24 protein-coding genes are annotated in these 25442 nt (G+C 66.5%); 20 read left to right on the top strand and 4 right to left on the bottom strand.

Annotation, left to right across the window (positions count from 1 at the left end):
- Positions 1–229 precede the first annotated feature (229 nt).
- On the top strand, positions 230–1948 hold the full coding sequence (locus FQU96_RS19490) for a dihydroxy-acid dehydratase (RefSeq protein WP_146542986.1): 1719 nt from the start codon (positions 230–232) through the stop codon (positions 1946–1948).
- 74 nt (positions 1949–2022) lie between these two features.
- On the opposite strand, the gene FQU96_RS19485 is transcribed toward FQU96_RS19490, so the two are convergent.
- A complete protein-coding gene (locus tag FQU96_RS19485; RefSeq protein ID WP_146542985.1) occupies positions 2023–2928 on the bottom strand; it encodes a LysR family transcriptional regulator in 906 nt (301 codons plus the stop codon).
- Between the two features lie 113 nt (positions 2929–3041).
- Here FQU96_RS19485 and FQU96_RS19480 point away from each other — a divergent pair, with 113 nt between their 5' ends.
- The 10 genes from FQU96_RS19480 to FQU96_RS19435 all read left to right on the top strand — a co-directional run bounded on the left by FQU96_RS19480 (position 3042) and on the right by FQU96_RS19435 (position 13119).
- Positions 3042–3779, top strand: a complete 738-nt coding sequence (locus FQU96_RS19480; RefSeq protein WP_146542984.1) for an SDR family NAD(P)-dependent oxidoreductase — start codon at positions 3042–3044, stop codon at positions 3777–3779.
- Positions 3780–3859: 80 nt separating this feature from the next.
- On the top strand, positions 3860–4051 hold the full coding sequence (locus tag FQU96_RS19475) for a hypothetical protein (RefSeq protein WP_146542983.1): 192 nt from the start codon (positions 3860–3862) through the stop codon (positions 4049–4051).
- The gene (locus tag FQU96_RS19470) at positions 4051–5442 is read left to right on the top strand and encodes an amidase (RefSeq protein ID WP_178130589.1); all 1392 of its coding nucleotides are present in this window, start codon (positions 4051–4053) and stop codon (positions 5440–5442) included. The genes FQU96_RS19475 and FQU96_RS19470 overlap by 1 nt, the downstream gene beginning before the upstream one ends.
- A gap of 302 nt (positions 5443–5744) precedes the next feature.
- Positions 5745–6644 (top strand): polysaccharide deacetylase family protein, encoded by a 900-nt coding sequence (locus FQU96_RS19465; protein WP_146542981.1) that lies wholly within the window; start codon positions 5745–5747, stop codon positions 6642–6644.
- Between the two features lie 213 nt (positions 6645–6857).
- A complete protein-coding gene (locus FQU96_RS19460; RefSeq protein WP_255468409.1) occupies positions 6858–8396 on the top strand; it encodes a sugar ABC transporter ATP-binding protein in 1539 nt (512 codons plus the stop codon).
- 49 nt (positions 8397–8445) lie between these two features.
- Positions 8446–9336, top strand: a complete 891-nt coding sequence (locus tag FQU96_RS19455; protein ID WP_255468408.1) for an ABC transporter permease — start codon at positions 8446–8448, stop codon at positions 9334–9336.
- A gap of 101 nt (positions 9337–9437) precedes the next feature.
- Positions 9438–10298, top strand: coding sequence for an ABC transporter permease (locus FQU96_RS19450; protein WP_255468407.1), 861 nt, complete (start codon positions 9438–9440; stop codon positions 10296–10298).
- A 24-nt stretch (positions 10299–10322) separates the two neighbouring features.
- Positions 10323–11294 (top strand): sugar ABC transporter substrate-binding protein, encoded by a 972-nt coding sequence (locus FQU96_RS19445; RefSeq protein WP_146542978.1) that lies wholly within the window; start codon positions 10323–10325, stop codon positions 11292–11294.
- A gap of 4 nt (positions 11295–11298) precedes the next feature.
- The gene (locus tag FQU96_RS19440) at positions 11299–11976 is read left to right on the top strand and encodes an RraA family protein (RefSeq protein WP_146542977.1); all 678 of its coding nucleotides are present in this window, start codon (positions 11299–11301) and stop codon (positions 11974–11976) included.
- Between the two features lie 168 nt (positions 11977–12144).
- Positions 12145–13119: an aldo/keto reductase gene (locus FQU96_RS19435; protein ID WP_146542976.1), complete on the top strand. Its 975-nt coding sequence runs from the start codon at positions 12145–12147 to the stop codon at positions 13117–13119.
- 13 nt (positions 13120–13132) lie between these two features.
- Here the strand turns inward: FQU96_RS19435 and FQU96_RS19430 are convergent, their stop codons facing one another.
- A complete protein-coding gene (locus FQU96_RS19430; RefSeq protein WP_146542975.1) occupies positions 13133–14455 on the bottom strand; it encodes a type VI secretion system contractile sheath domain-containing protein in 1323 nt (440 codons plus the stop codon).
- Positions 14456–14577: 122 nt separating this feature from the next.
- Between FQU96_RS19430 and FQU96_RS19425 the strand changes: the two genes are divergently transcribed.
- The 3 genes from FQU96_RS19425 (at position 14578) to FQU96_RS19415 (ending at position 17344) form a co-directional block, all read left to right on the top strand.
- A complete protein-coding gene (locus FQU96_RS19425) occupies positions 14578–15435 on the top strand; it encodes a TauD/TfdA family dioxygenase (RefSeq protein ID WP_146542974.1) in 858 nt (285 codons plus the stop codon).
- 120 nt (positions 15436–15555) lie between these two features.
- Complete coding sequence (locus tag FQU96_RS19420; RefSeq protein WP_146542973.1) at positions 15556–16773, top strand: MFS transporter; 1218 nt, start codon at positions 15556–15558, stop codon at positions 16771–16773.
- A gap of 67 nt (positions 16774–16840) precedes the next feature.
- A complete protein-coding gene (locus FQU96_RS19415) occupies positions 16841–17344 on the top strand; it encodes a DUF3455 domain-containing protein (RefSeq protein WP_146542972.1) in 504 nt (167 codons plus the stop codon).
- A gap of 2 nt (positions 17345–17346) precedes the next feature.
- Here FQU96_RS19415 and FQU96_RS19410 read toward each other — a convergent pair whose 3' ends face one another.
- The gene (locus FQU96_RS19410) at positions 17347–18255 is read right to left on the bottom strand and encodes a LysR family transcriptional regulator (RefSeq protein WP_146542971.1); all 909 of its coding nucleotides are present in this window, start codon (positions 18253–18255) and stop codon (positions 17347–17349) included.
- Positions 18256–18367: 112 nt separating this feature from the next.
- Between FQU96_RS19410 and FQU96_RS19405 the strand changes: the two genes are divergently transcribed.
- The 6 genes from FQU96_RS19405 (at position 18368) to FQU96_RS19380 (ending at position 24360) form a co-directional block, all read left to right on the top strand.
- Positions 18368–19069 (top strand): pirin family protein, encoded by a 702-nt coding sequence (locus tag FQU96_RS19405; protein WP_146542970.1) that lies wholly within the window; start codon positions 18368–18370, stop codon positions 19067–19069.
- Between the two features lie 65 nt (positions 19070–19134).
- Positions 19135–19821 (top strand): hydrolase, encoded by a 687-nt coding sequence (locus FQU96_RS19400; RefSeq protein ID WP_146542969.1) that lies wholly within the window; start codon positions 19135–19137, stop codon positions 19819–19821.
- 76 nt (positions 19822–19897) lie between these two features.
- Complete coding sequence (locus tag FQU96_RS19395; RefSeq protein WP_255468414.1) at positions 19898–21838, top strand: amidohydrolase; 1941 nt, start codon at positions 19898–19900, stop codon at positions 21836–21838.
- A 2-nt stretch (positions 21839–21840) separates the two neighbouring features.
- Entirely contained in the window at positions 21841–22269 is a 429-nt protein-coding gene (locus FQU96_RS19390; RefSeq protein WP_146542967.1) for a DoxX family protein, read from the top strand.
- Entirely contained in the window at positions 22266–22979 is a 714-nt protein-coding gene (locus FQU96_RS19385; RefSeq protein ID WP_146542966.1) for a YoaK family protein, read from the top strand. The genes FQU96_RS19390 and FQU96_RS19385 overlap by 4 nt, the downstream gene beginning before the upstream one ends.
- A gap of 4 nt (positions 22980–22983) precedes the next feature.
- Positions 22984–24360 (top strand): alginate export family protein, encoded by a 1377-nt coding sequence (locus FQU96_RS19380; RefSeq protein ID WP_146542965.1) that lies wholly within the window; start codon positions 22984–22986, stop codon positions 24358–24360.
- Positions 24361–24562: 202 nt separating this feature from the next.
- Here FQU96_RS19380 and FQU96_RS19375 read toward each other — a convergent pair whose 3' ends face one another.
- On the bottom strand, positions 24563–25387 hold the full coding sequence (locus FQU96_RS19375) for an alpha/beta fold hydrolase (RefSeq protein ID WP_146542964.1): 825 nt from the start codon (positions 25385–25387) through the stop codon (positions 24563–24565).
- Between the last annotated feature and the right edge of the window lie 55 nt (positions 25388–25442).

The following is a 25442-nucleotide window of genomic DNA, read 5'->3' as shown; positions in this document are numbered from 1 at the left end:
ACGTTGCTGGCCGACATGTCGAGTTCTTGGCGAACGCGACGAAATTCAGGGCTGGGCGCGACGCACATGGTTCGATAAGTGTTCAGAATCGGCAGCAGCCAATCGGACATCACACCCAAACCCTTCATTTGGTGTGGCCGGAAATGGGCACGTTTTCCGAGGCTTGGCGCGTCTGCCTGTCGCAGGCGCGCGAGCCGCGGCGAGCGTACGAGGGAGCAGCGGACGCCTCATGACACAGGACAGCAGCACGTACTGGAAGAAGTCGCGGGTGGAACTGCGGGCCGCCGGGTTCGACCCGGACCGCACTGCGAACACCAGCGCCGTGGTCACCATCGCCAGCGCCTACACCAACGCCCATCGCTGCAACAACCGGGTGCGGCGCATCGGCGACCTGCTGGTCGAGATGCTGGCCGAACACGGCGGCCAGGGACTGATCGTCGGCGCGCCGGCGGTGTCGGATGCCCTGACCCAGGGGACACCTACGGCCGGCTACAGCCTGGTATCGCGCGATGTCGTGGCCGACTGCTTCGAGATCGGCCACTACGCCCACCATGGCGATGCGATGATCGTGATTTCCGGCTGCGACAAGACCGGCGCCGCCGCCCTGATGCCGCTGGCGCGCACCAACGCCTTCGGGCTAGTGGTCTACCCGGGAACGAGTTCACCCGGGCGCGTCGCCTTCGAGCCGTGGGCCAGCAAGGGCACCAACCTCACGATCATGGATTACGCCGAAGGCCGGGCGGCCCACGAGGCCAACCGGATCTCGGCGACGGAGCTCCTGGAACTGGAACGCAACGTGATGCCCGGCAGCGGCACCTGCGGCGCGATGTTCACCGCCAACACCATGAGCACCATCGCCGAGTCGATCGGCATGATGCTGCCGCGCGGCGCCTCGCATCCGGCCGACTACGACGCCAGCAGCGACATCCACGACGACGTCCGCGCTCAGGCGCGCGCCTCGGTCGAGGCCCTCTACCGGCTGATGGCCGCCGGCATCCGGCCGCGCGACATCATGACCGAGCGCGCCTTCGAGAATGCCATCACCACGGTCTATGCCATGGGCGGCTCGACCAACATGTACCTGCACCTGCTGGCCATCGCGCGCGAGGCCCAGGTGCCGGTCACCATCGATCGCATCCAGGCCGTTGGCGAGCGCGTCCCCCTGCTGGCCAACCTGCAGCCGCACGGCCCCTACGCCATGACCAGCCTGCATGGGATCGGCGGCGTGCCCATCGTGATGAAGGAGCTGCTGCGCAACGGCCTGCTGCACGGCGACGTCATGACCGTGACGGGCAAGACGCTGGCGGAAAACCTCGCGGCGGTGCCGACCCTGGAGCAGATCGCGCCGCAGGACATCGTGCGGCCCGTGGCCAAGCCCATCGCACCGCCCAACAACCACATCAGCGTTCTGACCGGCAACCTTGCGCCGCAGAGCTGTCTCTTGAAGCTGTCCGGCAAGACGCTGGAGAAAGGACAGTTTCGCGGCACCGCGCGCGTGTTCGAGTCCGAGGCCGATACCATGGCCGCTATCCGCGCCGGCCAGATCGTGCCCGGCACCGTGATCGTGGTGCGCAATGTCGGCCCGGTGGGCGGGCCCGGCATGCCCGAGATGGTGATGCTGACGATCCAGCTGCAGGGCCGCGGGCTGGGCGAGGATGTCGCCCTGATCACCGACGGCCGCTTCTCCGGCGTCTCGCATGGCATCCTGATCGGGCACATCTCGCCCGAGGCGGCGCGCGGCGGTCCGATCGCCGCGGTGCGCGACGGCGATACCATCGTCATCGACCCTGCGGCCCGCACCTTGAACCTCGACGTGCCGGACGCCGAGATCACCCGCCGCATGGCCGCGTGGCGCCAACCCGACCTGGCGTCGCGCGTGCGTCCGGGCTCGGTGCACGACAAGTACGTCCGACTGGTATCATCGGCGCACCACGGCTGCGTGCTGTAGCATTCTGCCGCGATGGCATCATGCGCGTGGGAGCGTTCCGGAAGCGGACGCCCCCGGCGACCCGCGTGCGCAGCCTATGCCTTCTTCTGGAGAAGAGGCGGAATGTGCTGCGCGAGATAGTCGATGAACGAGCGAACTTTCAGCGTCACGCGCTGCCGCGAAGGATGGACGGCGAAGAGCCCTGGTCCCTCGGTGTGATAGTCCCTCAGCACGCGGATCAGTCTGCCGGCACGGATGTCGTCATCGACGACGTACCAGGGCGCCAGCGTCAGGCCGAGGCCCTTGGTGGCCGCCACGCGCAGGAACTCGCCGTTCGAGGCCCGCATGCGCCCGGATACGTCGACGGCCTTCCGTTCGCCACTTTGCGAGATGAACGTCCAGCGCCCCTTCGGCAGGCGCAGCGTGTAGACGAGGCACTGGTGGCGGGTGAGATCCTCGGGGAGCGTCGGCTCGCCATGCCGCTCGATATAGTCCGGCGAGGCGCACAGGATCAGCGGCATGTCGGCGAGCCGCCGCGCGATCAGGCTGGAGTCGACGAGGTTGCCGATCCTGATCGCCACGTCGTAGCCCTCCTCGAGCAGGTCGACGGTGCGGTCGCTGAGTGTCAGATCGATCTGCATCTGGGGGTTCGCGACGAGATAGTCCGCGATCACCGGGCCGAGCTTGTGCATGCCGAAGGTGATGGGCACGGTGATGCGCAGCACGCCGCGCGGCGTTCCCTGCAGCTCGATCGCGGCGCGCTTCGCCTCCTCCGTCTCGTCGAGAATCCGATGCACCCGTTCGAGGAAGATCTCGCCCGCCTCGGTCAAGGCGAGACGGCGCGTCGTGCGATGCAGGAGCCGGGCGCCTAGCCAGTCTTCGAGCGAGCGGATGTGGTTTCCCACCGCGGCGGGCGACAGGGTGAGGTCGCGGCCCACGGCAGACAGGCTGCCGCTTTCGACGACACGGGCGAACACCCCCATGCTGACCAGCCGATCCATGCGCCACCTTTTAGCGATGCTCACAAGTCACGTTAGTTTTCACGGGATTATGTAGCAACGGAGAAAGATGCAACGTCCGACACCAAGAGACATCGGGCAGTCGGAGATTGGACATGAGTGATCAAGGGAAAGTCGCGCTCGTCACGGGAGCCTCCCGCGGGATCGGCGCGGCCACCGCACGGACACTTGCCGCGCGCGGTGCCGCCGTGGCGGTGGCCTACAAGGAGAACCGCGGCGGTGCGGAGAAAGTGGTCGCCGCCATTCGCGATAGCCGGGGGACGGCTGCCGCCTTCCAGGTCGCGGTCGAGGACGACGCTTCCGTGCAGCGGCTGATCGGTGATGTCGTGCAGGCTTTTGGGCGCATCGACATCCTGGTCAACAATGCCGGCGTGGCCGGCACCCGGGCGTTCGGCGAGATCGACTTTTCGTTCTTCGCGCAGCAATTCCACAGCAACGTCTGGGGCACCCTCCAGGTCACACAGGCTGCGGTGCCGCATTTTCCGGAATCGGGCGGCCGGATCGTCAACCTGTCGTCGCAGCGCGCCTTCGCGCCACGCGACGGCACCGGCGTCTATGCCGCGAGCAAGGCGGCCATCTCGACGTTGACGCAGGCCCTGGCGATCGAGCTGGGCCCCAAGAACATCACCGTCAATGCGGTCGCACCGGCTGTCACCCACACCGACATGACAGCCAAGATGCCAGCCGAGAAGAAGGCAGCCTTCGCGGCACTCACGCCCTTGAAGCGCCTGGGCGAGCCGCAGGACATCGCCGACATCATCGCCTTTCTCGCCTCCGACGACGCGCGCTGGATTACCGGACGGACGGTCCTGGCCGACGGCGGCCTGACCTGATCGACGCCCTGTCTCGACACCGGATCGCGCCGCGCGGGGTCGAAACGCACCCGCGCAATGCGCCCGTCGGGAGGTAAGGAATGAACGATGCGGAAGCCCTCGCCCGGGCGCTGCTCCGATGGAACGGTCTCGGCGCGCGGGCCGATGCGGCTGCACCGGCGCTCGCGGCCGGCATGACCGCCCAGCGGGCCGCCGTACAGAAGGCCTATGACGACCTCCCGGCAGCGGCCGAGCCCGCATGGTTCGCTGCCGAACTGAAGCGGGGGCGATGATGGCGTCGGCGCTGACGGCGGAATGGAGCCGGCTCGACCTCGGCGAGATTGCCGCGGCGCTGCGCAACGGCGACGTGTCCGCGACGGCCTTGATGGAGACGACGCTGGAGCGGGCAACGACGCTCGGCACGGCGCTCAACGCCTTCGTCTCGCTCTATGGCGAGCGTGCGCTGGCGGCGGCGAAGACGGCCGACAGGGAGCGCGCGCACGGCGCGCTGCGCGGCCCTTTGCACGGCGTGCCGCTCGCCCACAAAGACATGTTCTTCCGTACCGGCACCCCCTGCTCGGCGGGTCTTTCCGAGCCGTTCGCACCACCGGCCGAAACGGCCACGGCGCTTCACAGGCTCGACAGCGCCGGCGCGATCCAGTTCGGCACGCTCCATCTGGCGGAGCTGGCCTACGGCCCCACCGGTCACAACTACCATCTCGGCCACTGCCGCAATCCGTGGCGCACGGATCATATCAGCGGCGGCTCGTCGAGCGGACCGGCGGCCGCGGTCGCCGCCAGGTTGTCCTTCGCCGCACTCGGCTCGGATACGGCAGGCTCCATTCGGCTTCCGGCCGCCGCCTGCGGGGTGACCGGCCTCAAGGTCACGCAGGATCGCATCGATCGGGCCGGCGCCATTCCCGGCTCCTTCTCCATGGATACGGTCGGCATCATCGCGCGCAGCGCCGCCGACTGCGCCTTGCTGCTCGACATCCTGGCGGATGCGGGCGAGCCCGCTGTGCACAGCGGCACGAATGGCGACCTGTCGGCCCTTCGCATCGGCGCGCCAATCCTCGACACCCACGACGTGAGCCCGGCCATCGCGGCCGCCATCGACGAGAGCCTCGGCATACTGGGCGCGCTCGGATACAAGATCATCCCGGTGGCGATGCCGGACCTGGCATCGTATGACGCCGCCGGCTTCCACGTCATGGCCGCCGAGATCTCGGCGGCATACCGCACGCGGCTCATCCGCGCACCTGAGACATTCTCGGAGCAGATGCAGGCGCGGCTCGCACGCGGCCTGGCGATCCCCGCCACGACCTACATCGACGCCTTGCGCTATCGCGGCGTCGCGCTGCGGGAATTCCGCGCGCGTGTCTTCGAGTCTGTCGACGTGCTGGCGCTGCCGTGCCTCACGCTGCCGACGCCGACGATCGCAGAGACGGATGTCGGCGGCTCGCCTCGGATCGACAGCATGATCGCGGCACTCGTGACGTATCTGAGACCGATCAGCTACCTCGGCCTGCCCTCGCTGTCGATCCCCGTGGGCTTTCACGCGTCGGGCCTGCCGATCAGCATACAGTTGGTCGGCCGTCCCTTCGACGAGGCAGGAATCCTGAAGGCCGGTCGAGCGCTCCAGACCGAAACGGATTGGCACAGGCGACTTCCGCCGGTTTCGTAGGCGCCAGGCTGCAGTGCAGCCCCTCATCCGCCCGCGACGCAAGGCTGTCCGGCAAAATCGAGCACTCTTCACTGCAGCAACGCTTCATGGTGAGCTTGTCGAACCATGAAGCGTCTCGCACCAATGCCGTGCGCTGCCTTCATGGTTCGACAAGCTCACCATGAAGGCTTTGTGCGGTGATGGGTAGCGGCGCATTTGAAAGCACGGCTAACAAATCCCTTTAGAGCGCGGCGCTTTTTCGGCCCAGGCGATCCCGGCACGATCACCGGCATCAACATCAAGCCATTGTCCAGAGACGCTCCATGCTGCCAAGCCATGACCGCTTTCCCTACTCGGCCATCGTCAGCCGTCCGACATTCTCCTGGCCGGAGGGCCGCGGACTCGCTTTTTACGTCGCGGTCTGCGTCGAGAGCTTCGCGTACAACGCCGCCGGCCTGGGTACGCCGCTCACACCCGGCCACAGCCATCCCAACAACTTCAACTGGTCATGGCGCGAATATGGAAACCGGGTCGGCAGCTGGCGGCTGATCGAGCTCTTCGATGCGTTCCAGCTGCCGATGACGGTGCTGCTCAACAGCGCCTGCTACGAACACTGCCCGGAGCTCGTCGCGGCACATCGCGCCCGCGGCGACGAGATCGTCGGCCACGGCCGCACCAATTCGGAGAATCAGAACGGCTTGTCGCGCGAAGACGAGCGGCGCCTGCTCCGCGAGGCGACGGACGCGTTTCGCCGGCACGAGGGCAAGGCGCCGCGCGGCTGGATGAGCCCGGGCGCCAACGCGAACGTCTGCACGGAGGACCTGCTGGCGCAGGAAGGCTATCGCTACACGCTCGACTGGCCGATGGACGACCAGCCCGTGTGGATGAAGACCGAGGCCGGCCCGCTGCTCAGCGTCCCCTACCCGCACGAGCTCAACGATATCCCGGCGATGATCTTCCACGACAGCACGGCGCGCGACTTCACCGATACCTCGATCGACAATTTCGACGAGATGCTGCGCCAGTCGGAACAACAGCCGCTCGTCTTCGGCATCACCGTTCACAACTTCATCGCCGGCCAGCCTTTCCGGCTGAAGCAGTTCCGCCGGCTTCTCGAGCACATCACCCGGCATCGCGACGCCGTCTGGTTCACGACGGCCGGTGCGATCGCCGACCACTATGCGTCCGTCGTGCCGCCGCCGAGTGATGCCCGGCCCGGCTAGCACCCGGAATCACGCGTCCCAGATACAGCTGTCATCCCGAGCGCAGCGAGGGATCTTTCGATGCAGGCGTACCCGTGCGTCACTTACAGAAGATCCCTCGCTGCGCTCGGGATGACGATCCTGAGTCACACTCCAGCGATAGTCGGTACAGCCAATACACGACGTCCGACCAGCGCGGACGGAACGCCTATCGAGCCTTAGGGAGGGCCGCGCATGACCGCGCCTCAAACGGCCGCTGTGATGGCCTCGGACCAGGGACCAGGCCGCCCGCTGCTCGAGCTTCGCGACATCTGCAAGAGCTTTCCCGGTGTCAAGGCGCTCGACCATGTCAGCCTGACACTCTGGCCGGGCGAGGTGCACATGCTGCTCGGCGAGAACGGCGCCGGCAAATCCTCGCTGATGAAGGTGCTGTGCGGCGCCCATCCGCGCGATTCCGGCGAGATCCTGAGCGCGGGCCAGCCCGTCGACCTGCGATCGGTCGCCGATGCGCGCCGGCTCGGCGTCGCCGTCATCTTCCAGGAGTTCTCGCTCGTTCCGTGCCTCAGCATCGCCCACAATATCCTGTTCGGCCGCGAGCCGAGAGGCCGCCTGCCGGGCTCGATCGATAACGCTCAACTATATGCGACGGCCCGGCGCGTCCTCGAGCGGATCGGCTTCGATATCGATCCGCGTACGCCGGTGCACCGGCTCGGCATCGCCCAACAGCAGATGGTGGAGATCGCCAAGGCGCTGTCGCAAGACGCGCGCATCCTTGTGATGGACGAGCCGACGGCGGCGTTGTCGGACCGCGAGTCCGAGCAGCTCTTCGCCATCATGCGCCAGCTCAAGCAGCGCGGTGTCGCCATCGTCTACATTTCCCACCGGATGGCCGAGGTCTTCGAGCTGGGCGACCGGGTGACGGTGCTGCGCGATGGCAAAAATGTCGCGACAATGCCGGTCAGCGCCGTGTCAGCGGACGAGCTCGTGCGCCTGATGGTCGGGCGGCTCGTCGACCAGAGCTACACACGCCATGTGTCCACGACACCCGGCGCGCCGATCCTCGAAGTGGAGAACCTGTCGTCCTCGAACGGGATCCACGACATCAACCTCGTCGTGCATGCCGGCGAGATCGTTGGCCTGTGCGGGCTCGTCGGCTCCGGCCGCACCGAGGTCGCGCGCGCGGTATTCGGCGTCGATCCCGTTACCGCGGGCAGCATCCGCATCGCCGGCAAGAGGAAGCCCGGCGACCCGCAATCGTCGAGCCGCATGGGCGTCGCCTTCATCCCCGAGAGCCGCAAGACCGAAGGCCTGTCGCTGATCCACAGCGTCAAGGACAACCTGCTCGTGGCCGCGCTGGAGAAGCTCTTCCCCAGCCGTCTGATCAACGCAGCCGCCGCCAACCGCGTCGTCGACGACCTCGTCGAGCGGCTGCGCATCGCGACGCCATCCGTCGCCCAGCGCGTCAGCCGCCTCTCCGGCGGCAATCAGCAGAAGATCGTCATCGGCAAGTGGATTGCCACCGGTGCGCGGCTTTTCATCTTCGACGAGCCGACCCGCGGCATCGATATCGGTGCCAAATCGGAGATCTTCGCCCTGCTCCACGAACTTGTCGTCGCTGGTGCCGCCGTCCTGATGATCAGCTCCGAGCAGTCGGAAATCGTGAATGTCTGCGACCGCGCCTACGTCATGAAGGACGGCGGCATCGCCGGAGAGCTGAAGCGCACGGAGCTCAGCGAAGAAGCCATCGTTCGGTTGGGGATACACCATGTCTGACGGTCTCGTCGTGACAAGACGGCGTCGCGCCGTGCCTGGCGTCGCCGTCATGCTTCTCGTCCTGCTGGTCGTGTTCGCCCTGGTGAGTCCCGGCTTCTCGACGCTCGGCAACCTCACCAACATCCTCATCCAGTCCGCGTTCCTGCTCGTCGTCGCCCTGCCGATGACGATGGTGATCCTGACCGAGGGGCTCGACCTCTCGGTCGGCGCGGTCGCCTCCCTGGCATCGATGGCGATTGCCATGGTCGCCCTGGCGACAGGCTCGCTCGGCGCTGCCATCGGCACCGGCCTGTTCGTCGGATTTATCTTCGGCGCGGCGAACGGGACCATGATCGCCTTCCTCGGCATCCCGCCTTTCGTCGCCACGCTCGGCGCCTTTGGCGTTGCGCAAGGGCTCTCGCTGGTGATGAGCGACGGCCAGAGCGTCACGGGCATCCCGGCCAGCCTGAGCGACCTGTACTACGGAGCGATCGGCCCGCTGCCGCTGCCGCTCGTCTATGCCGGCCTGCTCTATGCGGTCTTTCATTGGCTGCTCTATCGTTCGCGTTTCGGCGTGGCGGTGCGCGCGCTGGGCGGTAATCGCGAGGCGCTGCTGCTCGGCGGACGCAGCATCCAGGCTGGCCTGATCGCGGTCTATGCGCTGAGCGGCACGATGGCCGGTTTCACTGCGCTGCTGATGGCCGGGCGGATGAGCGCCGGCCATCCGATCGCAGGGCTGGGGCTCGAATTCGACGCCATCGCCGCGGTGGCGCTTGGCGGAACACGGTTCGAGCGCGGCCAAGGCTGGCTCGTGGGCTCGCTGCTCGGCGTGCTCACCATCAGCGTGCTGCGCAGCGGCATCACGCTGCTGTCGATCCCCGCCGCCGCCCAGGTCGCCAGCGTCGGGTTGATGGTCATCGCAGCCATGATCATCGATCGGCGCCGGAGCGAAGCACGATGAGCCTCGAGAGTGTCCAATCCATGTCGCTCTGGTCCGACAACACCAGGCAACTCGCCTTTCGGCTTCTCGCCATCGGCGCGATCGCGATCGCCCTCACCGTGGTGTCCGAGGCGTTCTTCACCGCGAACAACATGCTCAACGTCCTGCGCCAGGCGAGCCTGCTGTTCCTCCTGTCCTCGGGATTGACACTGGTGATCCTGACCGGCGGTCTCGACCTGTCGGTCGGCGCCAACATCGCGCTCTCGGGGTGCCTCGCCGGATCGGTGATCGAGGCGACCGGCTCGCCCTGGCTGGGCGCCGCGGCGGGCGTCGGTGTCGGCGCCTTCATCGGCGTCCTCAACGGCCTGCTCATCACGCGGCTCCGGCTGCCCGCCTTCATCGCCACCTACGGCATGATGTGGGTCATCAACGGCCTGACCTATTACTTCATGGCCGGCCGCACGATCGGTGGTTTTCCCGCCGCGTTCCGCCATCTTGGCAGCGGCTACGTCTTCGGCATCCCCGTGCCGGTCTATTTGATGGCGGCGGTACTTGCCGCCGGCGTAGCGCTGATGCGCTACACGGTCTACGGCAAGCAAATCTATGCGATCGGCGCCAACGCCACGGCCGCCGAGCTTTCCGGCATTCCGGTCCGGCGGTTGCAGCTTGTCGTCTATACGGTCTCGGGGGCGACAGCCGGACTCGCTGCCGTCGTCTTCCTCGCCCGCCTGAATTCTGCCGATGCGGACATGGGCTCGACGCTGCTCCTGCCCAGTCTCGCCGCAGTCCTGATCGGAGGCACGTCGCTGTTCGGCGGCGTCGGCTCCGTTGCCGGCACCTTCATCGGCGCCGTGCTGCTCACCCTCATCCTCAACGGGACGAACATTCTCGCCATCAACTCGAATTGGCACCCGCTGATCGCAGGGGTGATCATCGTCGCCGCAGTCTTCTTCGACAGGATTGTGCGGCGAGAACCCCAATAACCCAATCCAGGGAGACGAGACGACATGAGAAGGATACTGCAGCTTTTTGCGATCGTTGCCGCCACCAGCGCAACAACGCAGGCGCTGGCCGACGGCGAGCAGATCGCGGTCTTCACCAAGAACCAGGTCGCGCCTTTCCATCAGGTCGTGCGCGCCGGCACCAACGCCGCGGCCAGGAAGATGAACGCCGCCATCACCCACTACATTCCCAACAGGCCCGACAGCATCATCGAACAGATGTCGTTGATCGAGAGCGCCATCATCAAGCGGCCGGACGCGATCCTCTTCACGCCGGTAGACTACCAGGCCATGATCCCCGGCGTGCGCAAGGTCAACAAGGCCGGTATCCCCATCGTCAATGTCGACGACCGCAGCCCCGAAGGCGACTTCGTGACCTATGTCGGCGCCTCGAGCTATGAGATCGCGCTGGAGACCGGACGCTATCTGCTTCGCGCCATGGGTGGCAAGGGCAACGTGGTCATCATCGAGGGCGTGAAAGGCGCCGTGACGAGCGTCGAGCGGGTGCGCGGCTTCAAGGATGCGATCAAGGAATTTCCCCAGGTGAAGCTGATCGCCGCGCAGGCCGCCAACTATCAGCGGCTGGAAGCCCTGCAGGTGACCGAGAATTTGCTGCAAGCGCATCCCGTTATCGACGGCATCATGGTGGCGAATGACGGGATGGCGACCGGCGTGATCGAGGCGCTGGGGGCCGCCAACCGCAAGGCGCTGGTCGTCGGGCTGAACGGCGATCCCGAGGGCATCGCGGCGGTCAAGAGCGGGCAGATGCTGGCCACGGCAGCCTATGACGGCTTCCTGATGGGATGCCTGGGCGTGATGTCGGCCATCCGCCATCTCCAACGCCAGCCGGTGCCGAAGGAGATCGTGCTCGGCACGCCGATCATCGACAAGACCAGTTACCAGCCCTACGACGTGCCGCTCGACCAGCGGCAATGCCCCGACTGGGAGAAGGTCGTGACGAGCGCGGCCGGGAAGTGATCCGATGACAATCGGTTTCAGGATCATGAAGCGCCGCCGCAAGGTCCAGGCGGCGCTGGTGGAGCGCTTCCACGCCTTGCCGGTCGCCAATGTCAGTGACTGCATGTCGCGGATGGCGGCTGCCGGGCCCGCCCTGCGCCCGCTGCACAGAAACGGCAAGCTCGCCGGTGTTGCCCTGACAGTGAAGACGCGACCCGGCGACAATCTTCTCCTGCACAAGGCGATCGATCTGGCGGAACCGGGCGATGTCATCGTCGTCGACGGCGGCGGTGATCTGACGACGGCGCTGATGGGCGAGATCATGCTCTACCTCGCCGTGGCGCGCGGGGTCGCCGGCTTCGTGATCAACGGCGCGGTCCGCGACCTCGACGAGATCCGCCGCATCAACCTGCCGCTCTACGCGGCGGGCATCACCCATCGCGGCCCCTACAAGGATGGACCGGGCGAGATCAACGTGCCGATCGCCATTTCCGGCATGGTGATCGAACCGGGCGACCTGATCATCGGCGACGCGGATGGCGTACTGGCGGTGCCGGCAGCCGACGCCGAGGCGGTCCTGGCGGCGGCCGAGATGAAACAGTCGGCGGAGGAGAAGGAGATTGCGGCCATCCATGCCGGAACCATCGACAGGCGTTGGGTCGACGCCGCTCTGGTAGCGAAGGGATGCAAGATCGAAGCCTGACAGGGAGCGGCAACCACCAGGCGCCAGACCAGACAGCAGGGTCGAGAAGCTTCCCAAAAGTTCGGCCAGGTCTCATACTCCACGGACACCCATCATGTGAGCGGCCCCCGGCGAGCGCGTTGCGGCACCGTATGGTGATGGGCCGGGATGAAGCGTTGGAGCGCATCGATGAAGACCAAGCTGCTTGGCCGCACCGGCATTTCCGTCTCCGAGCTTTGCTTCGGCACCATGTCGTTCGGCGGCGATGCCGATGAGCCCACGTCAGCGGCGATGTACGCGGCCTGCCGCGATGCCGGCATCAATTTCTTCGACTGCGCTGATGTGTACAACAGCGGCAAGTCCGAAGAGATTCTCGGCCGGCTGGCCAAGGATCACCGCGACGACCTGGTGTTGACCACGAAGTGCTTCGGTCCGACCAGCGGCGATGTGAATGCCCGCGGCAGTTCGCGGCGCCATGTAGTGCGCGCCGTCGAGGCCAGCCTGCGGCGACTGCAGACCGACCGCATCGACGTGCTGTTCCTGCATCAGTTCGACCGCCAGACGCCGATCGAGGAGTCCATGCGCGCCCTGGAGGACGTGGTGCGCGCCGGCAAGGTGCTCTACCCCGCTGTCAGCAACTGGTCGGCATGGCAGACGCAGCGGGCGCTCGACATCCAGGAGCATCACGCCTGGGCGCGCCTGCAGGTCATCCAGCCCATGTACAACTTGGTCAAACGCCAGGCCGAGGTCGAGATCCTGCCCATGGCCACGGCCAACGGCGTCGGCGTCATTCCCTACAGCCCGGCGGCGGCCGGATTGCTGTCCGGCAAGTATCTCGGCCAGGCGTCGGGCCGGCTGAACACCAACAAGATGTACGAAGCGCGTTATGGCGAGGCGTGGGCGTTTGACGTCGCGGAAAAGTATGTGGCGTTCTGCCGACAGCGCGGCCTGCACCCCGTCAGCACCGCGATCGCCTGGGTCAGTGCACACCCGGCCGTGACGGCGCCGATCATCGGCGCCCGCAACGTCACGCAGCTTGCCGACTCCCTGGCCGCCGTGACGGTGGGCATGACGCCCGAACTGTACGCCGAGATCACGGCTCTCTCGCGCACCCCGCCACCGGCCACCGACCGGCTGGAAGAGCAGAAGGCGGCCAAGGGCTGATCGCCCACGCCGTTCATGCGCGCGGCAGCGGCGGCAACCGGATCTCGAAACGCTCCGAGGTCGTGAGTGCACCGCCGCCGTCCCAGGCCGGCGTCAGGAAGGCCGCAAGCCACCAACGGTCAGGGTGCTCGCGGTCCCGCGTCAGTCGAACCAGCGCATCATGCAACGGTACGCGCGCCGGCCGTTGCTTGACATAGGCCATCAGCCACGCGAGCAGGCGGCGTTCGAGATCGCCGTACCACGCCGCGGGGTCGACGGCGCCGCCGGAAGCACCGGCCACCGCCACGCGATGCTGCATCAGCAGGTAGTGCATGATCCGCGAGCCACCCAGCACCGGTGGCAGCGTTGAACGGGTCCGCTCAAAGGCGGCAAACGGCGGCGGCACCTCCCGCGACCGTCGCAGGGTCGTTGCATTGGCCAGGACAGCGTCACCATCGCGATGGATGATCGGTAGTATCCCGTGCGATGCCAGCACGGCGCCTTTCTCGCCGCCGGCGCCGTCCCACGCTGGATCCATGAACGATGCCGCCCATTCATCGCGCGCGAACGCAGCAGCGAGCCGCCCGGCCACAATATAGGGGCCCGCGACGGGACCATCCGTCCTGTCGTCGATCACCACGGTGAAATTCGCGGCATGGCCATCGCGCAGCGCTTGCCACGCCGCGTGATCGTCTGTTCCCCCGAGCCTTGCCGGCAGCGCCGGCGCCGCGGGCAACAGCACCGGCGCAAAGCAATCCGCCGCGACGGCGCCCAGCCGCTTGATTAGCGCGGTGTCTTCTGCGGCGACGTCGATATCGACGACAAGAAGCGCAAACGGCTCGCCGTCCGCGCGGCCGTATGGTTCGTCGAACACGTGCCTGAACAACGCCGCGCCTTCGACCCCGGCGTCGGCGTCCAGAAGGTGGTCGAGCGCCGACCTTGAGCAATCCAGCACGCGAATCCGCATCAGCGGATGGGAGCCGGCGATCGAAACGAGATGATGCAGGCCACGCCAGGTTCGCGCCAGACGCACGACGTCCGGATGCGTCAGGACCGCAGCCGACAGGGACTGCGGCACGTTCCGCTGGAGGCGCTCCGCCGTAAAATCATCCAGGCAGGTGAACATCAGCGACACGTCGACGGCAGCGCCCGCCGCGTCAGGCAGACTGAGCTGAAGCCGTGGCGCCAGCGTCGCCATTACCGCGTCGAAGCGCGCGCGATCGATATCGACGAAACCGCCCGTGTCACCGCCGGTGCGCTGGCCCTGTCCCGCGAGGTCACCGATCACGCCGACAACGAAAGGCAGCACGCGCTCGCCGGCGGCTGCGCCGTAGGTCATCCGGTAGGGCGACGCCATCAGGTACTCCCCCAAGAGAACGCAACCGTGCCATTCACGATCGCGCCAGGGCAAGCAGTGGATGGTACGCTATACTGAACCCTGGCTCCTTGGATGCATCGCTCGCTCACGGGAGGAACGGCATGGCCCGCATGTTCGATATCGCGCCACTCGACGCCACGTTCGGCGCCGTCGTCACCGGCGTGAAGGTAACCCGGATCGACGATGCGACATGGCGCGATCTGCACGCCGCGTGGCTGGAATATGCCCTGCTGATCTTTCCCGGCCAGTTCCTGAGCCGCGCCGAACAGATCGCGTTCGCCAAGCGCTTCGGTCCGCTCGAATTCGAGATGGCGCCGATCAGCAACGTCAAGGCCGACGGCACCATCCGCATCGAGGCCGACAACGATGACGTCGTGAAGGTGCTGAAGGGCAACATGGGCTGGCACGCCGACAGCACGTACATGCCGGTGCAGGCCAAGGGCGCCGTCTTCAGTGCTGAAGTCGTGCCCGGCGAGGGCGGTCGGACCGGTTGGGCCGACATGCGCGCCGCCTATGATGCGCTCGATGCGGCGCGTCGCGTCCGGGTCGAAAGCCTGACGGCGTATCATTCGCTCTACTACAGCCAGGCCAAGCTCGGCCACCAGCCCAAGCGGGGCAGCGATTACAGCGGCTACGGCTTCCATGACGGCCCGGTGCCGCGGCGCCCGCTGGTGAAGGTGCATCCCGAGACCGGTCGCAAGTCGCTGCTGATCGGGCGCCACGCCCACAACATACCGGGCATGGATGTCGCGGAGTCGACGCAGTTCCTCGAGTCGCTCGTGGATTTCGCCTGCCAGCCGCCGCGCATCTACCACCATCAGTGGACCGCGGGTGACGCCGTGGTCTGGGACAACCGATGCCTGCTGCACCGTGCCACACCGTGGGACATGACCAAACCGCGCGTGATGTGGCACAGCCGCATCGCGGGCGATCCGGTAAGCGAAGCGTCACTGGGCTGAGCCTCGCCGACCATTTCGGGACAATATGGAGACAATTTGGCTCTGGTTTCGGTGCCGGTTCTGCCGTCTAGGTAGGCTCGGTCCGCGCCGTCGAGTCGCGGCCGGTGACCGGGGAAGGAAATGCAACAAACGGGTGGCGTTGATTCCGGGTATGCGTGGGGCCGGCTGTTCGCCAGCCTGATGCTCAGTACCTTCGGCGGCATCGGCATGTGGTGCATCGTGGTCGCGCTGCCCGTGGTGCAGACCGACTTCGGTGTCTCGCGCGCCGAGGTGTCCTTCGCCTATACGACGACCATGCTCGGTTTCTGCGCCGGCGGCATCGCGATGGGCTGGCTCGCCGACACCAAGGGCATCTCGCCCACCGTGGCCATCAGCACCTTGTTGCTGGTCCTGGGTTTCGGCGCCGCCGGACTGGCGCCCTCTGTCGGCTGGTTCGCCGCAGCGCAAGGACTGCTGATCGGCTTCGGTGCCGCCGCAACGTTCGCGCCGCTGGTCGCCGACACCTCGCACTGGTTCGAGAAGCGTCGCGGGGTTGCCGTCGCGATCTGCGCCTCGGGCAACTATCTCGCCGGCACGATCTGGCCGCCGCTGATCGAATGGGCCATCCGTGATCATGGCTGGCGCACCACCTATTTCGGCGCCGCCGTTATCTGCCTGGTGACCATGCTGCCGCTGGCGCTGGCGCTGCGTCGCCCGCCGCCGTTCCATGCCGATGACAACGCCGGCAGCATCGCGCCCGTGCCGCAACGCTCGGTCGGGCTGTCGCCCAACGCCCTGCAGGGGCTGATCGCCGTCGCCGGGCTGGCCTGCTGCGTGGCGATGTCGATGCCGCAGGTCCACATCGTGGCCTACTGCGCCGACCTCGGCTACGGCGTGGCGCGCGGCGCCGAGATGCTGTCGCTGATGCTGGGCTTCGGCATCATCAGCCGCATCGCCTCGGGCTGGATCTCCGATCGCTTCGGCGGTGTCGTGACCATGCTGCTGGGCTCGGTGCTGCAGACCGTGGCACTGGTGTTCTACACGGTGTCGGACTCGCTCACCTCGCTCTACATCGTCTCGGCGCTCTTCGGCCTGTTCCAGGGCGGGCTGGTGCCGAGCTACGCCATGATCGTGCGCGAGTATTTTCCACCCAAGGAAGCGGGGTTGCGGGTCGGCATCGCCATGTCATCGACCATCGTCGGCATGGCGCTGGGCGGCTGGATGGGCGGCGTGCTGTTCGACATGACCGGCTCGTACCGCCTCGCCTTTCTCAACGGCATCGCCTGGAACATCCTCAACGCCGCCATCGGCTGGTGGCTGCTGGCACGGCAGAGCCGGCGCACCGCAGCGCTTGCGTGACGCGCAAGCGTTGGATGTGGAATGAACGGTGCCCCGTCGTGTTCCCTTCTATGCGAGGGAGGCACCGATGAGAACGAACCTGCCATGGCTTGCTGCTGTCGTCGTGCTTCTCGTCCCCGGGTCGGCTGTACGCGCGCAGATACCTGAAGCGATCGCCGCACCGGGCGAGTCGCCGGTGACCACGATCCATGCCGAAGGCGCGCAGATCTACGACTGCAAGGCAGACGCCGGCGGCAAGCTGGTCTGGCAGTTCCGTGAACCGATCGCGACGCTGCTTCTCGATGGCAAGACCGTCGGGCGCCACTATGCCGGCCCGAGCTGGGAGCTGGCCGACGGCAGCATCGTCACCGCCAAGGCCGCCGGCCGTGCACCCGGGGCCACCGCCAGGGACATCCCGCTGCTGCGGCTCGAGGTGACCGCGCAGCGCGGGTCCGGCGGGCTCACCGGCATCACGACAATCCAGCGGATCAACACCAAGGGCGGCGCCCTCGAGGGCGCCTGTGACTCAGCCGGCGCCTTTCAAAGCGTGCCCTACGCGGCCGACTATGTGTTTCTCAGGAAGGGCGGCTGAGGCTACTCGACCAGATCCCAGTACGGCCGTCCGCCGAAGCGTGAGGCCAGGAAATCGATGAAGACTCTGACCTTGGCCGACAGGTGCCGCGTCGGCGGATAGAGCGCATAGAGAAAAAGCTCCGGCGCCGCGTAGTCTGCCAGCACGCTGACGAGCCGCCCGTTCTGCAGCTCCGCACCGGCGATGAAGGTCGGCAGCAACGCCACGCCCTGTCCAGCCACCGCCGCATCCCGCAGCACCTCGGCATTGTTGGTACACAGCGTCCACGGCACGGCGATCCAGTGATCGCCGTCGGCGCCCGTCAGCTTCCATTGGTTGCCGGTGGCGAGGTGGCCGTAGCTCAGGCAGGCATGCTGGCGCAGATCCTCCGGCCGCACCGGCGCGCCGTGCTGCTTGAGATAGTCAGGTGAAGCGCAAACCACGCGACGCGCCGGCGCGAGCTTGCGGCCGACCAGGCTCGATGACGGCAGGTCGGCAATCCGCAGCGTCACATCGAAACCGCCTTGCACCGGATCGACCTGCTCGTCGCTGAGGATCAGCTGGATCTGCAGCTTGGGGTGCTCGGCCATGAACGCCGCGATGCAGCCGGCGAGATGCAGCGTTCCGAACGACATCGGCGCGTTGACATGCAGCAGGCCGACCGGCGCCGCCTGGGCGCTGCTGACCGCCTGGTCGGCCTCGTCGAGATCGGCCAGGATGGCGAGGCAGCGCTCGTAGTAGGCCAGGCCGTTCACGGTGGGACTCACCGTGCGTGTCGTGCGGCTGAGCAGCTGAACGCCCAACGACTGTTCGAGCTCGATCACATACTTGCTGACCGCCGAGCGCGACAGCCGCATATCGCGCGCTGCAGTGGCGAAGCCGCCGTGCTGGATGACCTTGGTGAAGGCCCGGATCGACGTGAGTTTATCCATGGGTTGCGCTGGCCTATTGTCGACAAATCAGAGACACTGATACCACAATTTACATAATTGTCTGCAAATCGATACGGATGGATAGTGGCACCACCAAATGCAGGAGGACGCCATGATCTCCGTCAGACAGGCCGAAGACCGCGGGATTGCCAATTTTGGCTGGCTCAACAGCCAGCACACCTTCTCGTTCGGTCATTATCATGACCCGCAGCACATGGGCTTCGGCCCCCTGCGCGTGATCAACGAGGATCGCGTGCGCGCCGGCGCCGGCTTCGACACCCATGGCCACCGCGACATGGAGATCATCTCCTACGTCCTGGAGGGCGCGCTGGAGCACAAGGACAGCCTGGGCACCGGCTCGGTGATCCGGCCCGGCGACGTGCAGGTGATGTCGGCCGGCACCGGTATCCGCCACAGCGAGTTCAATCACTCCAAGGACGATCCCGTCCATTTCCTGCAGATCTGGATCATCCCGGATCGCGACGGGTTGAAGCCGCGCTACGACCAGAAGGCATTCCCCGCCGATGAGAAGCGCGGCCGCCTGCGCCTGGTTGCCTCGCCGGACGGCGCTGACGGCTCGGTCGTGATCCACCAGGACGCACGCCTCTACGCCTCGGTCCTCGATACCGGCGAGCAGGCGGTGCTCGAGCTGCCTGCCGGACGCCGCGCCTGGGTGCAGGTCGCGCGTGGTGCCGTCGCGGTCAACGGCACGGCGCTGCGCACCGGTGATGGCGCTGCGGTGAGCGGCGAAACGTCTATCGCGATCGCGGCCACGACAGCGGGCACGGAAGTCCTGCTGTTCGACCTGCCCTGACCTACCCAGCAAACCCGCTGAAGACCCGTTGTCGAATCCGAAAGCAGATCCGAAAGGAGACAAAAATGACCGATCCCAAGCTCGACGTGCTGACGCCACAGAACTCACAAATGATCTTCATCGATCAGCAGCCGCAGATGGCGTTTGGCGTCCAATCGATTGACCGCCAGCTGCTCAAGAACAACGTGGTCGCCCTCGCGAAGGCCGCGAAGGTGTTCGACATTCCGACCACGATCACCACGGTCGAAACCGAGTCCTTCTCCGGCAACACCTATCCGGAACTGCTGGCGGTGTTCCCGGAGAACAAGATCCTCGAGCGTACCTCGATGAATTCGTGGGACGACCAGAACGTCCGCGATGCGCTCGCCGCCAACAAGCGCAAGAAGGTGATCGTCTCGGGCCTGTGGACCGAGGTGTGCAACACGACATTCGCCCTGTGCGCCATGAAAGACGGTGGCTACGAAATCTACATGGTGGCGGATGCATCCGGCGGCACGTCGCTCGATGCGCATAAATATGCCATGGACCGCATGGTGCAGGCCGGCGTCGTTCCCATGACCTGGCAGCAGGTGCTGCTGGAATGGCAGCGCGACTGGGCGCGCAAGGAAACCTATGACGCCGTGACCTCGATCGTAAAGGAGCACTCCGGCGCCTACGGCATGGGCATCGACTACGCGGTGACCCACGTCCACAAGCTAGCGGAGCGGGTCAAGCACGGCCAGAGGATCGGCCCCAATCCCGCCTCGTCCTGAGGCGAAGCCGGGCAGCCGGCGGCGCCCTGCCGCCGGCTGAGCTTACTGCGGAACTCTGGGGCAGAACATGACGCGTATTACCCGCAGGCAAACGGTCGCCGGTGCAGCGGCGTTCAGCGCCGCCAGCCTCGTCAGGACTCCTGCCATGGCTCAAGCCACTCCCGATCTGATCCTCACCAACGGCAAATTCACGACGCTGGACCGCGCCAACCCCGCCGCGGAAGCCGTCGCCATCACCGCCGGCCGCTTCTCCGCCGTCGGCACCATCGCCGGGGTCTTGCCGACCCGTGGCGCGAACACGCGCGTCATCGATCTCGGCGGCCGGCGTGCCATCCCCGGACTGCAGGACAACCACATCCACGTCATCCGCGGTGGGCTGAACTTCAACATGGAGCTGCGCTGGGACGGCGTGCCCAGCCTCGCCGACGCCATGGCCATGCTGAAGCGCCAGGTCGCCAACACGCCGCCGCCGCAATGGGTGCGCGTGGTGGGCGGCTTCACCGAACACCAGTTCGCCGAAAAGCGCCTCCCCACGCTCGACGAGATCAACGCCGCCGCGCCCGACACACCGGTGTTCATCCTGCATCTCTACGACCGCGCGCTGTTGAACGCCGCGGCGCTGCGGGCTGTGGGCTACACCAAGGACACGCCGAACCCGCCGGGCGGCGAGATCCAGCGTGATGCTGCCGGCAACCCGACCGGCCTGCTGCTGGCACAGCCCAACGCCGGCATCCTCTATGCCACCCTGGCCAAGGGGCCCAAGCTGCCATTCGACTACCAGCTGAACTCGACGCGCCATTTCATGCGCGACCTCAATCGGCTGGGCGTCACGTCGGTGATCGATGCCGGCGGCGGCTTCCAGAATTACCCCGACGACTACGCCGTCGTCGAGCGCCTGCACGCCGATGGCCAGCTCACCCTGCGCATCGCCTACAACCTCTTCACCCAGAAAGCGCAGGCGGAAAAGGACGACTTCCTGCGCTGGACCAGCCAGGCCAAGTACCACCAGGGCGACGACTACTTCCGGCTCAACGGCGCCGGCGAGATGCTGGTGTTCTCGGCCGCCGACTTCGAGGATTTCCGGGTGGCGCGGCCCGACATGCCGCCCGAGATGGAGGGCGAGCTCGAGGCCGTCGTGCGCATCCTGGCCCAGAACCGCTGGCCGTGGCGCCTGCACGCCACCTACGACGAGACCATCGGCCGGGCGCTCGATGTCTTCGAGAAGGTGAACGCCGACGTTCCGCTGCGGGGCCTGAACTGGTTCTTTGATCATGCCGAGACCATCAGCGCCAAGAACATCGATCGGGTCGCCAAGCTCGGTGGCGGCATCGCCGTACAGCACCGCATGGCCTATCAGGGCGAGTACTTCGTCGAGCGCTACGGTCACAACGCGGCCGAGAGTACACCGCCGATCAAGCGTATCATGGACGCCGGCGTGAAGATCTCGGCCGGCACTGACGCCACCCGCGTCGCCTCCTATGACCCTTGGGTGTCGCTGGCCTGGCTCGTCACCGGCAAGACCCTGGGCGGACTGCGTCTCTATCCCGAGCGCAACTGCCTGGACCGCGAGACGGCACTGCGCCTGTGGACGGAGAACACGACCTGGTTCTCCAACGAAGAGGGCAAGAAGGGACGTATCGAGGTCGGCCAGCTCGCCGACCTTGCGGTGCTCGACCGCGACTATTTCACGGTGCCGGCCGACACGATCCAGCACCTGCAGTCGGTGTTGACCATTGTCGACGGCAAGCCGGTCTACGGCGCCGGCGACTTCGCGGGCCAGGCGCCGCCGCCACCACCCGCCATGCCCGAGTGGTCGCCGGTGCGCACCTTCGGCGGCTATCACAAGCAGGCGACCAACCAGAACGCCGTGCAGCGTGTCGCCGCCGCGTCGTGCGGCTGTGGCTCACCGTGCGGGGTGCACGGCCATGCCCATGCCACCGGCTGGAGCACCGCCGTTCCCACCCGCGACGCGCGATCGTTCTGGGGTGTGCTCGGCTGCGCGTGCTGGGCGGTCTAGCCATGACCACCCTAACCCAGACGCTTTCCGACTGGCTCTCCCGCCCGGGCATGGCGCTGCTGGCGCGCATCGCGCTGGTATCGGCTTTCGTAGTGAGCGGCGTCACGAAGACGCTCGACTTTTCCGGCGCGATCGCTGAAGTGCGCGCCCTGGCCGGCATTGAGCCGGCCGCAGTGCTGGCCGTCCTTGTCATCGCAACGCAACTCGGCGGCGCCGCGTTGGTGATCGTCGGCGGCCGCGCGGTCTGGATCGGCGCCGGCCTGCTGGCCGGCTTCACGGTCGTGGCCACCCTGCTCGCCCACGCCTTCTGGACCAAGACCGGTATCGAGCAGGCCCGCGACATGGCGACGTTCTTCGAGCATGTGGGGCTGGTCGGCGGCTTCCTGCTGGTGTCGATCCTCGTCGCCCGATCGGAGGAGCCAACACGATGAGCGCGCCCGCGGTTCCAACCGTCCCCATCAGCCGCGCCCTGCTGATGAACGGCCTGCTGGCATTCGTGGCGGGCTACGTCGACGTGGTGGGCTTCGTGGCCCTGGCGGGACTGTTCACCGCCCATGTCACCGGCAACTTTGTGCTGATCGGCGCCGAACTCGCCGCGCAATCGACCGCGGGCGTGATCGGCAAGCTGCTGGCACTGCCCATGTTCGTGATCGCCGTCGCCGCGACCCGGCTAACGGTGTTGGCCCTGGAGCGCGACGGGCGCAGCGCCCTGCGCCCACTGATTGTCGCCGAATTGGTGTTTCTCGCCTTGTTCATGGCGCTGGGGCTTGCGGCACGTCCGATCGTCTCGGCCGATGCGCCGATGGCCGTGATCGCGGGTCTGCTCGGGGTCGCGGCAATGGCAATTCAGAATGCCAAGGGACGGCTCATTCTCGCCAATCACGCACCCACGACGATCATGACCGGCAACACCACGCAGGTGGTCATCGATATCGTCGACCTGTTGCGCTCAGATACGGTCGACCGTGACGCCGTACGCGCACGCCTGGTCCGCATGGCCCCGGCGCTCGCCATTTTCGCCGGTGGCGCCCTGCTGGGCGCGCTGGGCTACGCCGCCGCGTCGTTCTGGTGCCTGCTGGTGCCGATCGCCGCGCTCGCCGTCCTGGTCGTCACGACGCCGGCGCCGGCCGGAGGGTCGTGACCGCATGGTCCGTTACGCCCTTGCGGTCGCAGTGGCCGCTCTCTTCCTGCAGCCGATCGCGGCATCGGCGCAGGAGGATAATCGCCCGGCGTTCAAGATGCACCGCTTCGACGAGGATTGGCGCGCGCTGTGCGATCCGTCTCGGCGGACCGAATTCCTCGACGGCATCAAATGCATCCCGCTGGGCAACGGCACGACGCTCACACTGGGCGGTGAACTGCGCGAGCGGTTCGAAGCCTTTCGCAATCCCGGCTTCGGTCTGGAGAAGCCGCGCGATCGTGTCTTCCTGCATCGCGCCCTGCTGCACGCCGACCTTCGGATACAGGACACCGCCCGCCTGTTCCTGCAGGTCGGCAGCCTGATGCAGTCAGGCCGCAAGGGCGGGCCGGCGCTGACCGATATCGACCGGTTCGACCTCATGCAGGGTTTCCTCGACATTGCGCTGCCGCTGGGTGTCAGTCGCCTGACCTTGCGCGGCGGCCGGCAGGAGATGAGCTTCGGCTCTTCGCGCCTGGTCTCGGTGCGCGACAGCCCGAACATCCGCCGCGCCTTCGATGGTGGCCGGGTGTTTCTCGCCAGCGGCAACTATCGCGTCGATGCCCTCTACGCGCGGCCGGTCGCGATCTCCCCGAAGGGGCTCGACGACAAGGCCAACAAGGCCGAGCAGCTGTGGGGTGTCTACGGCACCGGGCCGATCATCGGGCCGCTGAAGGCCGATCTCTACTATCTCGGCTATAAGCGCGACCGCGGCCGCTTCGCCGCCGGTGCCGCGCGCGAGCAGCGCCACACGCTGGGCATGCGCCTGTTCGGCAAGGCCGGCACCTTCGACTGGGATGTGGAAGGTGCTTTCCAGTTCGGCCGTTTCGGCGGCGGCGATATCCGCGCCTGGACCATCGCCAGCAATGTCGGCGTGACATTCGAGACACTGCCGCTGAAACCGCGTCTCGGGCTCAAGGCCGACATCGCGAGCGGCGACCGCAACGGCAACGACGGCCGCCTGGGCACGTTCAACGCGCTCTATCCGCGCCTACCCTATTTCTCGGACGCCAACCTGGTCTCACCGGCCAACATCATCGACGTCCAGCCCTCGCTACAGCTTGAACTCACCCCCGCATTATCGGCCGAACTCGCCTGGAACCCGCTGTGGCGGCAGACGACAGCGGACGCCATCTACGGCCCACCGCTGGTGCCGATCGCCGGCACCGCCGGCCAGCGCGGCCGCTTCATCGGCCACCAGGCCATCGTCGGACTGGAATGGCAGGCGACCCCCAACATCACACTCGCCAGCCAGTACGTGCACTTTCAACCGGGCAGCGCTCTTCAACGCATCGGCGGCCGGCGCACCGACTTCGTGTTCGTCTCAGCCGCCTATAAGTTCTGACGGTTGGTCATCGCGTCTTGTCATCCTGAGCGAAGCGAAGGATCTGTTGAGCCGTCGACACGCACGGAATATGGAAACTGACGCACGTGCGTCATCGATCGTTCCGTGCGAACCGACTGCACAACAGATCCTTCGCTTCGCTCAGGATGACAAAGTCCCACGCAATGGGTGCCGGGACCGGAGTCCCGGCACCGCCGTTTCCCTAGCCTTTGATGAAGGCCAGCAGATCGTTGTTGATGGTCTCCGCTTCGGTCGTGGGCATGCCGTGCGGAAAGCCCTTGTACGTCTTCAGGATGCCGTTCTTCAGCAGCTTCGCCGACAACGGCGCCGAATCGGCGTAAGGCACGATCTGATCGTCATCGCCATGCATGACCAGGACCGGTACGGTGATCTTCTTCAGGTCCTCGGTGAAGTCGGTCTGGGAGAAGGCGACAATGCCGTCGTAGTGCGCCTTGGCGCCGCCCATCATGCCCTGGCGCCACCAGTTCCAGATCACGCCGGGCGCGGCTTTGGCACCCGGCCGGTTGTAGCCGTAGAACGGTCCGGCCGGAACGTCGTAGTAGAATTGCGCCCGGTTGGTGGCGACCTGCGCCTGGAAGCCGTCGAACACCTCCTTGGGCAATCCGCCCGGGTTGGCATCCGTCTTGACCATCAACGGCGGCACGGCGGCGATGATCGCCGCTTTCGATGCGCGGCTCTCGCCATGGCGCGCCAGGTAGTGGACCACCTCGCCGCCGCCGGTGGAATGACCGACATGCACTGCGTTCTTCAGATCCAGGTGTGCGGTCAGCGCCGCGAGGTCGTCGGCGTAGTGATCCATATCGTGACCGCTGCCGACCTGTGTCGAGCGCCCATGGCCGCGACGATCATGGGCGATCACGCGGAACCCCTTGCCGAGGAAAAAGAGCATCTGGGCATCCCAGTCGTCCGCCGACAGCGGCCAGCCGTGACTGAACACGATGGGCTGACCCGTGCCCCAATCCTTGTAGAAAATCTCGACGCCGTCCTTGGTGGTCACCGTGGGCATGTGTCCGATCCTTTCGCTGACGAGAAACCGACCCTGACGGGATCATGCCCTGCCC

Source organism: Reyranella sp. CPCC 100927, assembly GCF_007859315.1.
Lineage (GTDB): Bacteria > Pseudomonadota > Alphaproteobacteria > Reyranellales > Reyranellaceae > Vineibacter.
Note: the sequence above shows the minus strand (reverse complement) of the source record. Positions and strands in the feature narration are given on the sequence as shown.

Coding starts and splice junctions, on each gene's coding strand:
- FQU96_RS19490 (WP_146542986.1), top strand. CDS start 230: ATGACACAGGACAGCAGCACGTACTGGAAGAAGTCGCGGGTGGAACTG.
- FQU96_RS19485 (WP_146542985.1), bottom strand. CDS start 2,928: ATGGATCGGCTGGTCAGCATGGGGGTGTTCGCCCGTGTCGTCGAAAGC.
- FQU96_RS19480 (WP_146542984.1), top strand. CDS start 3,042: ATGAGTGATCAAGGGAAAGTCGCGCTCGTCACGGGAGCCTCCCGCGGG.
- FQU96_RS19475 (WP_146542983.1), top strand. CDS start 3,860: ATGAACGATGCGGAAGCCCTCGCCCGGGCGCTGCTCCGATGGAACGGT.
- FQU96_RS19470 (WP_178130589.1), top strand. CDS start 4,051: ATGGCGTCGGCGCTGACGGCGGAATGGAGCCGGCTCGACCTCGGCGAG.
- FQU96_RS19465 (WP_146542981.1), top strand. CDS start 5,745: ATGCTGCCAAGCCATGACCGCTTTCCCTACTCGGCCATCGTCAGCCGT.
- FQU96_RS19460 (WP_255468409.1), top strand. CDS start 6,858: ATGACCGCGCCTCAAACGGCCGCTGTGATGGCCTCGGACCAGGGACCA.
- FQU96_RS19455 (WP_255468408.1), top strand. CDS start 8,446: ATGCTTCTCGTCCTGCTGGTCGTGTTCGCCCTGGTGAGTCCCGGCTTC.
- FQU96_RS19445 (WP_146542978.1), top strand. CDS start 10,323: ATGAGAAGGATACTGCAGCTTTTTGCGATCGTTGCCGCCACCAGCGCA.
- FQU96_RS19440 (WP_146542977.1), top strand. CDS start 11,299: ATGACAATCGGTTTCAGGATCATGAAGCGCCGCCGCAAGGTCCAGGCG.
- FQU96_RS19435 (WP_146542976.1), top strand. CDS start 12,145: ATGAAGACCAAGCTGCTTGGCCGCACCGGCATTTCCGTCTCCGAGCTT.
- FQU96_RS19430 (WP_146542975.1), bottom strand. CDS start 14,455: ATGGCGTCGCCCTACCGGATGACCTACGGCGCAGCCGCCGGCGAGCGC.
- FQU96_RS19425 (WP_146542974.1), top strand. CDS start 14,578: ATGGCCCGCATGTTCGATATCGCGCCACTCGACGCCACGTTCGGCGCC.
- FQU96_RS19420 (WP_146542973.1), top strand. CDS start 15,556: ATGCAACAAACGGGTGGCGTTGATTCCGGGTATGCGTGGGGCCGGCTG.
- FQU96_RS19415 (WP_146542972.1), top strand. CDS start 16,841: ATGAGAACGAACCTGCCATGGCTTGCTGCTGTCGTCGTGCTTCTCGTC.
- FQU96_RS19410 (WP_146542971.1), bottom strand. CDS start 18,255: ATGGATAAACTCACGTCGATCCGGGCCTTCACCAAGGTCATCCAGCAC.
- FQU96_RS19405 (WP_146542970.1), top strand. CDS start 18,368: ATGATCTCCGTCAGACAGGCCGAAGACCGCGGGATTGCCAATTTTGGC.
- FQU96_RS19400 (WP_146542969.1), top strand. CDS start 19,135: ATGACCGATCCCAAGCTCGACGTGCTGACGCCACAGAACTCACAAATG.
- FQU96_RS19390 (WP_146542967.1), top strand. CDS start 21,841: ATGACCACCCTAACCCAGACGCTTTCCGACTGGCTCTCCCGCCCGGGC.
- FQU96_RS19385 (WP_146542966.1), top strand. CDS start 22,266: ATGAGCGCGCCCGCGGTTCCAACCGTCCCCATCAGCCGCGCCCTGCTG.
- FQU96_RS19380 (WP_146542965.1), top strand. CDS start 22,984: ATGGTCCGTTACGCCCTTGCGGTCGCAGTGGCCGCTCTCTTCCTGCAG.
- FQU96_RS19375 (WP_146542964.1), bottom strand. CDS start 25,387: ATGCCCACGGTGACCACCAAGGACGGCGTCGAGATTTTCTACAAGGAT.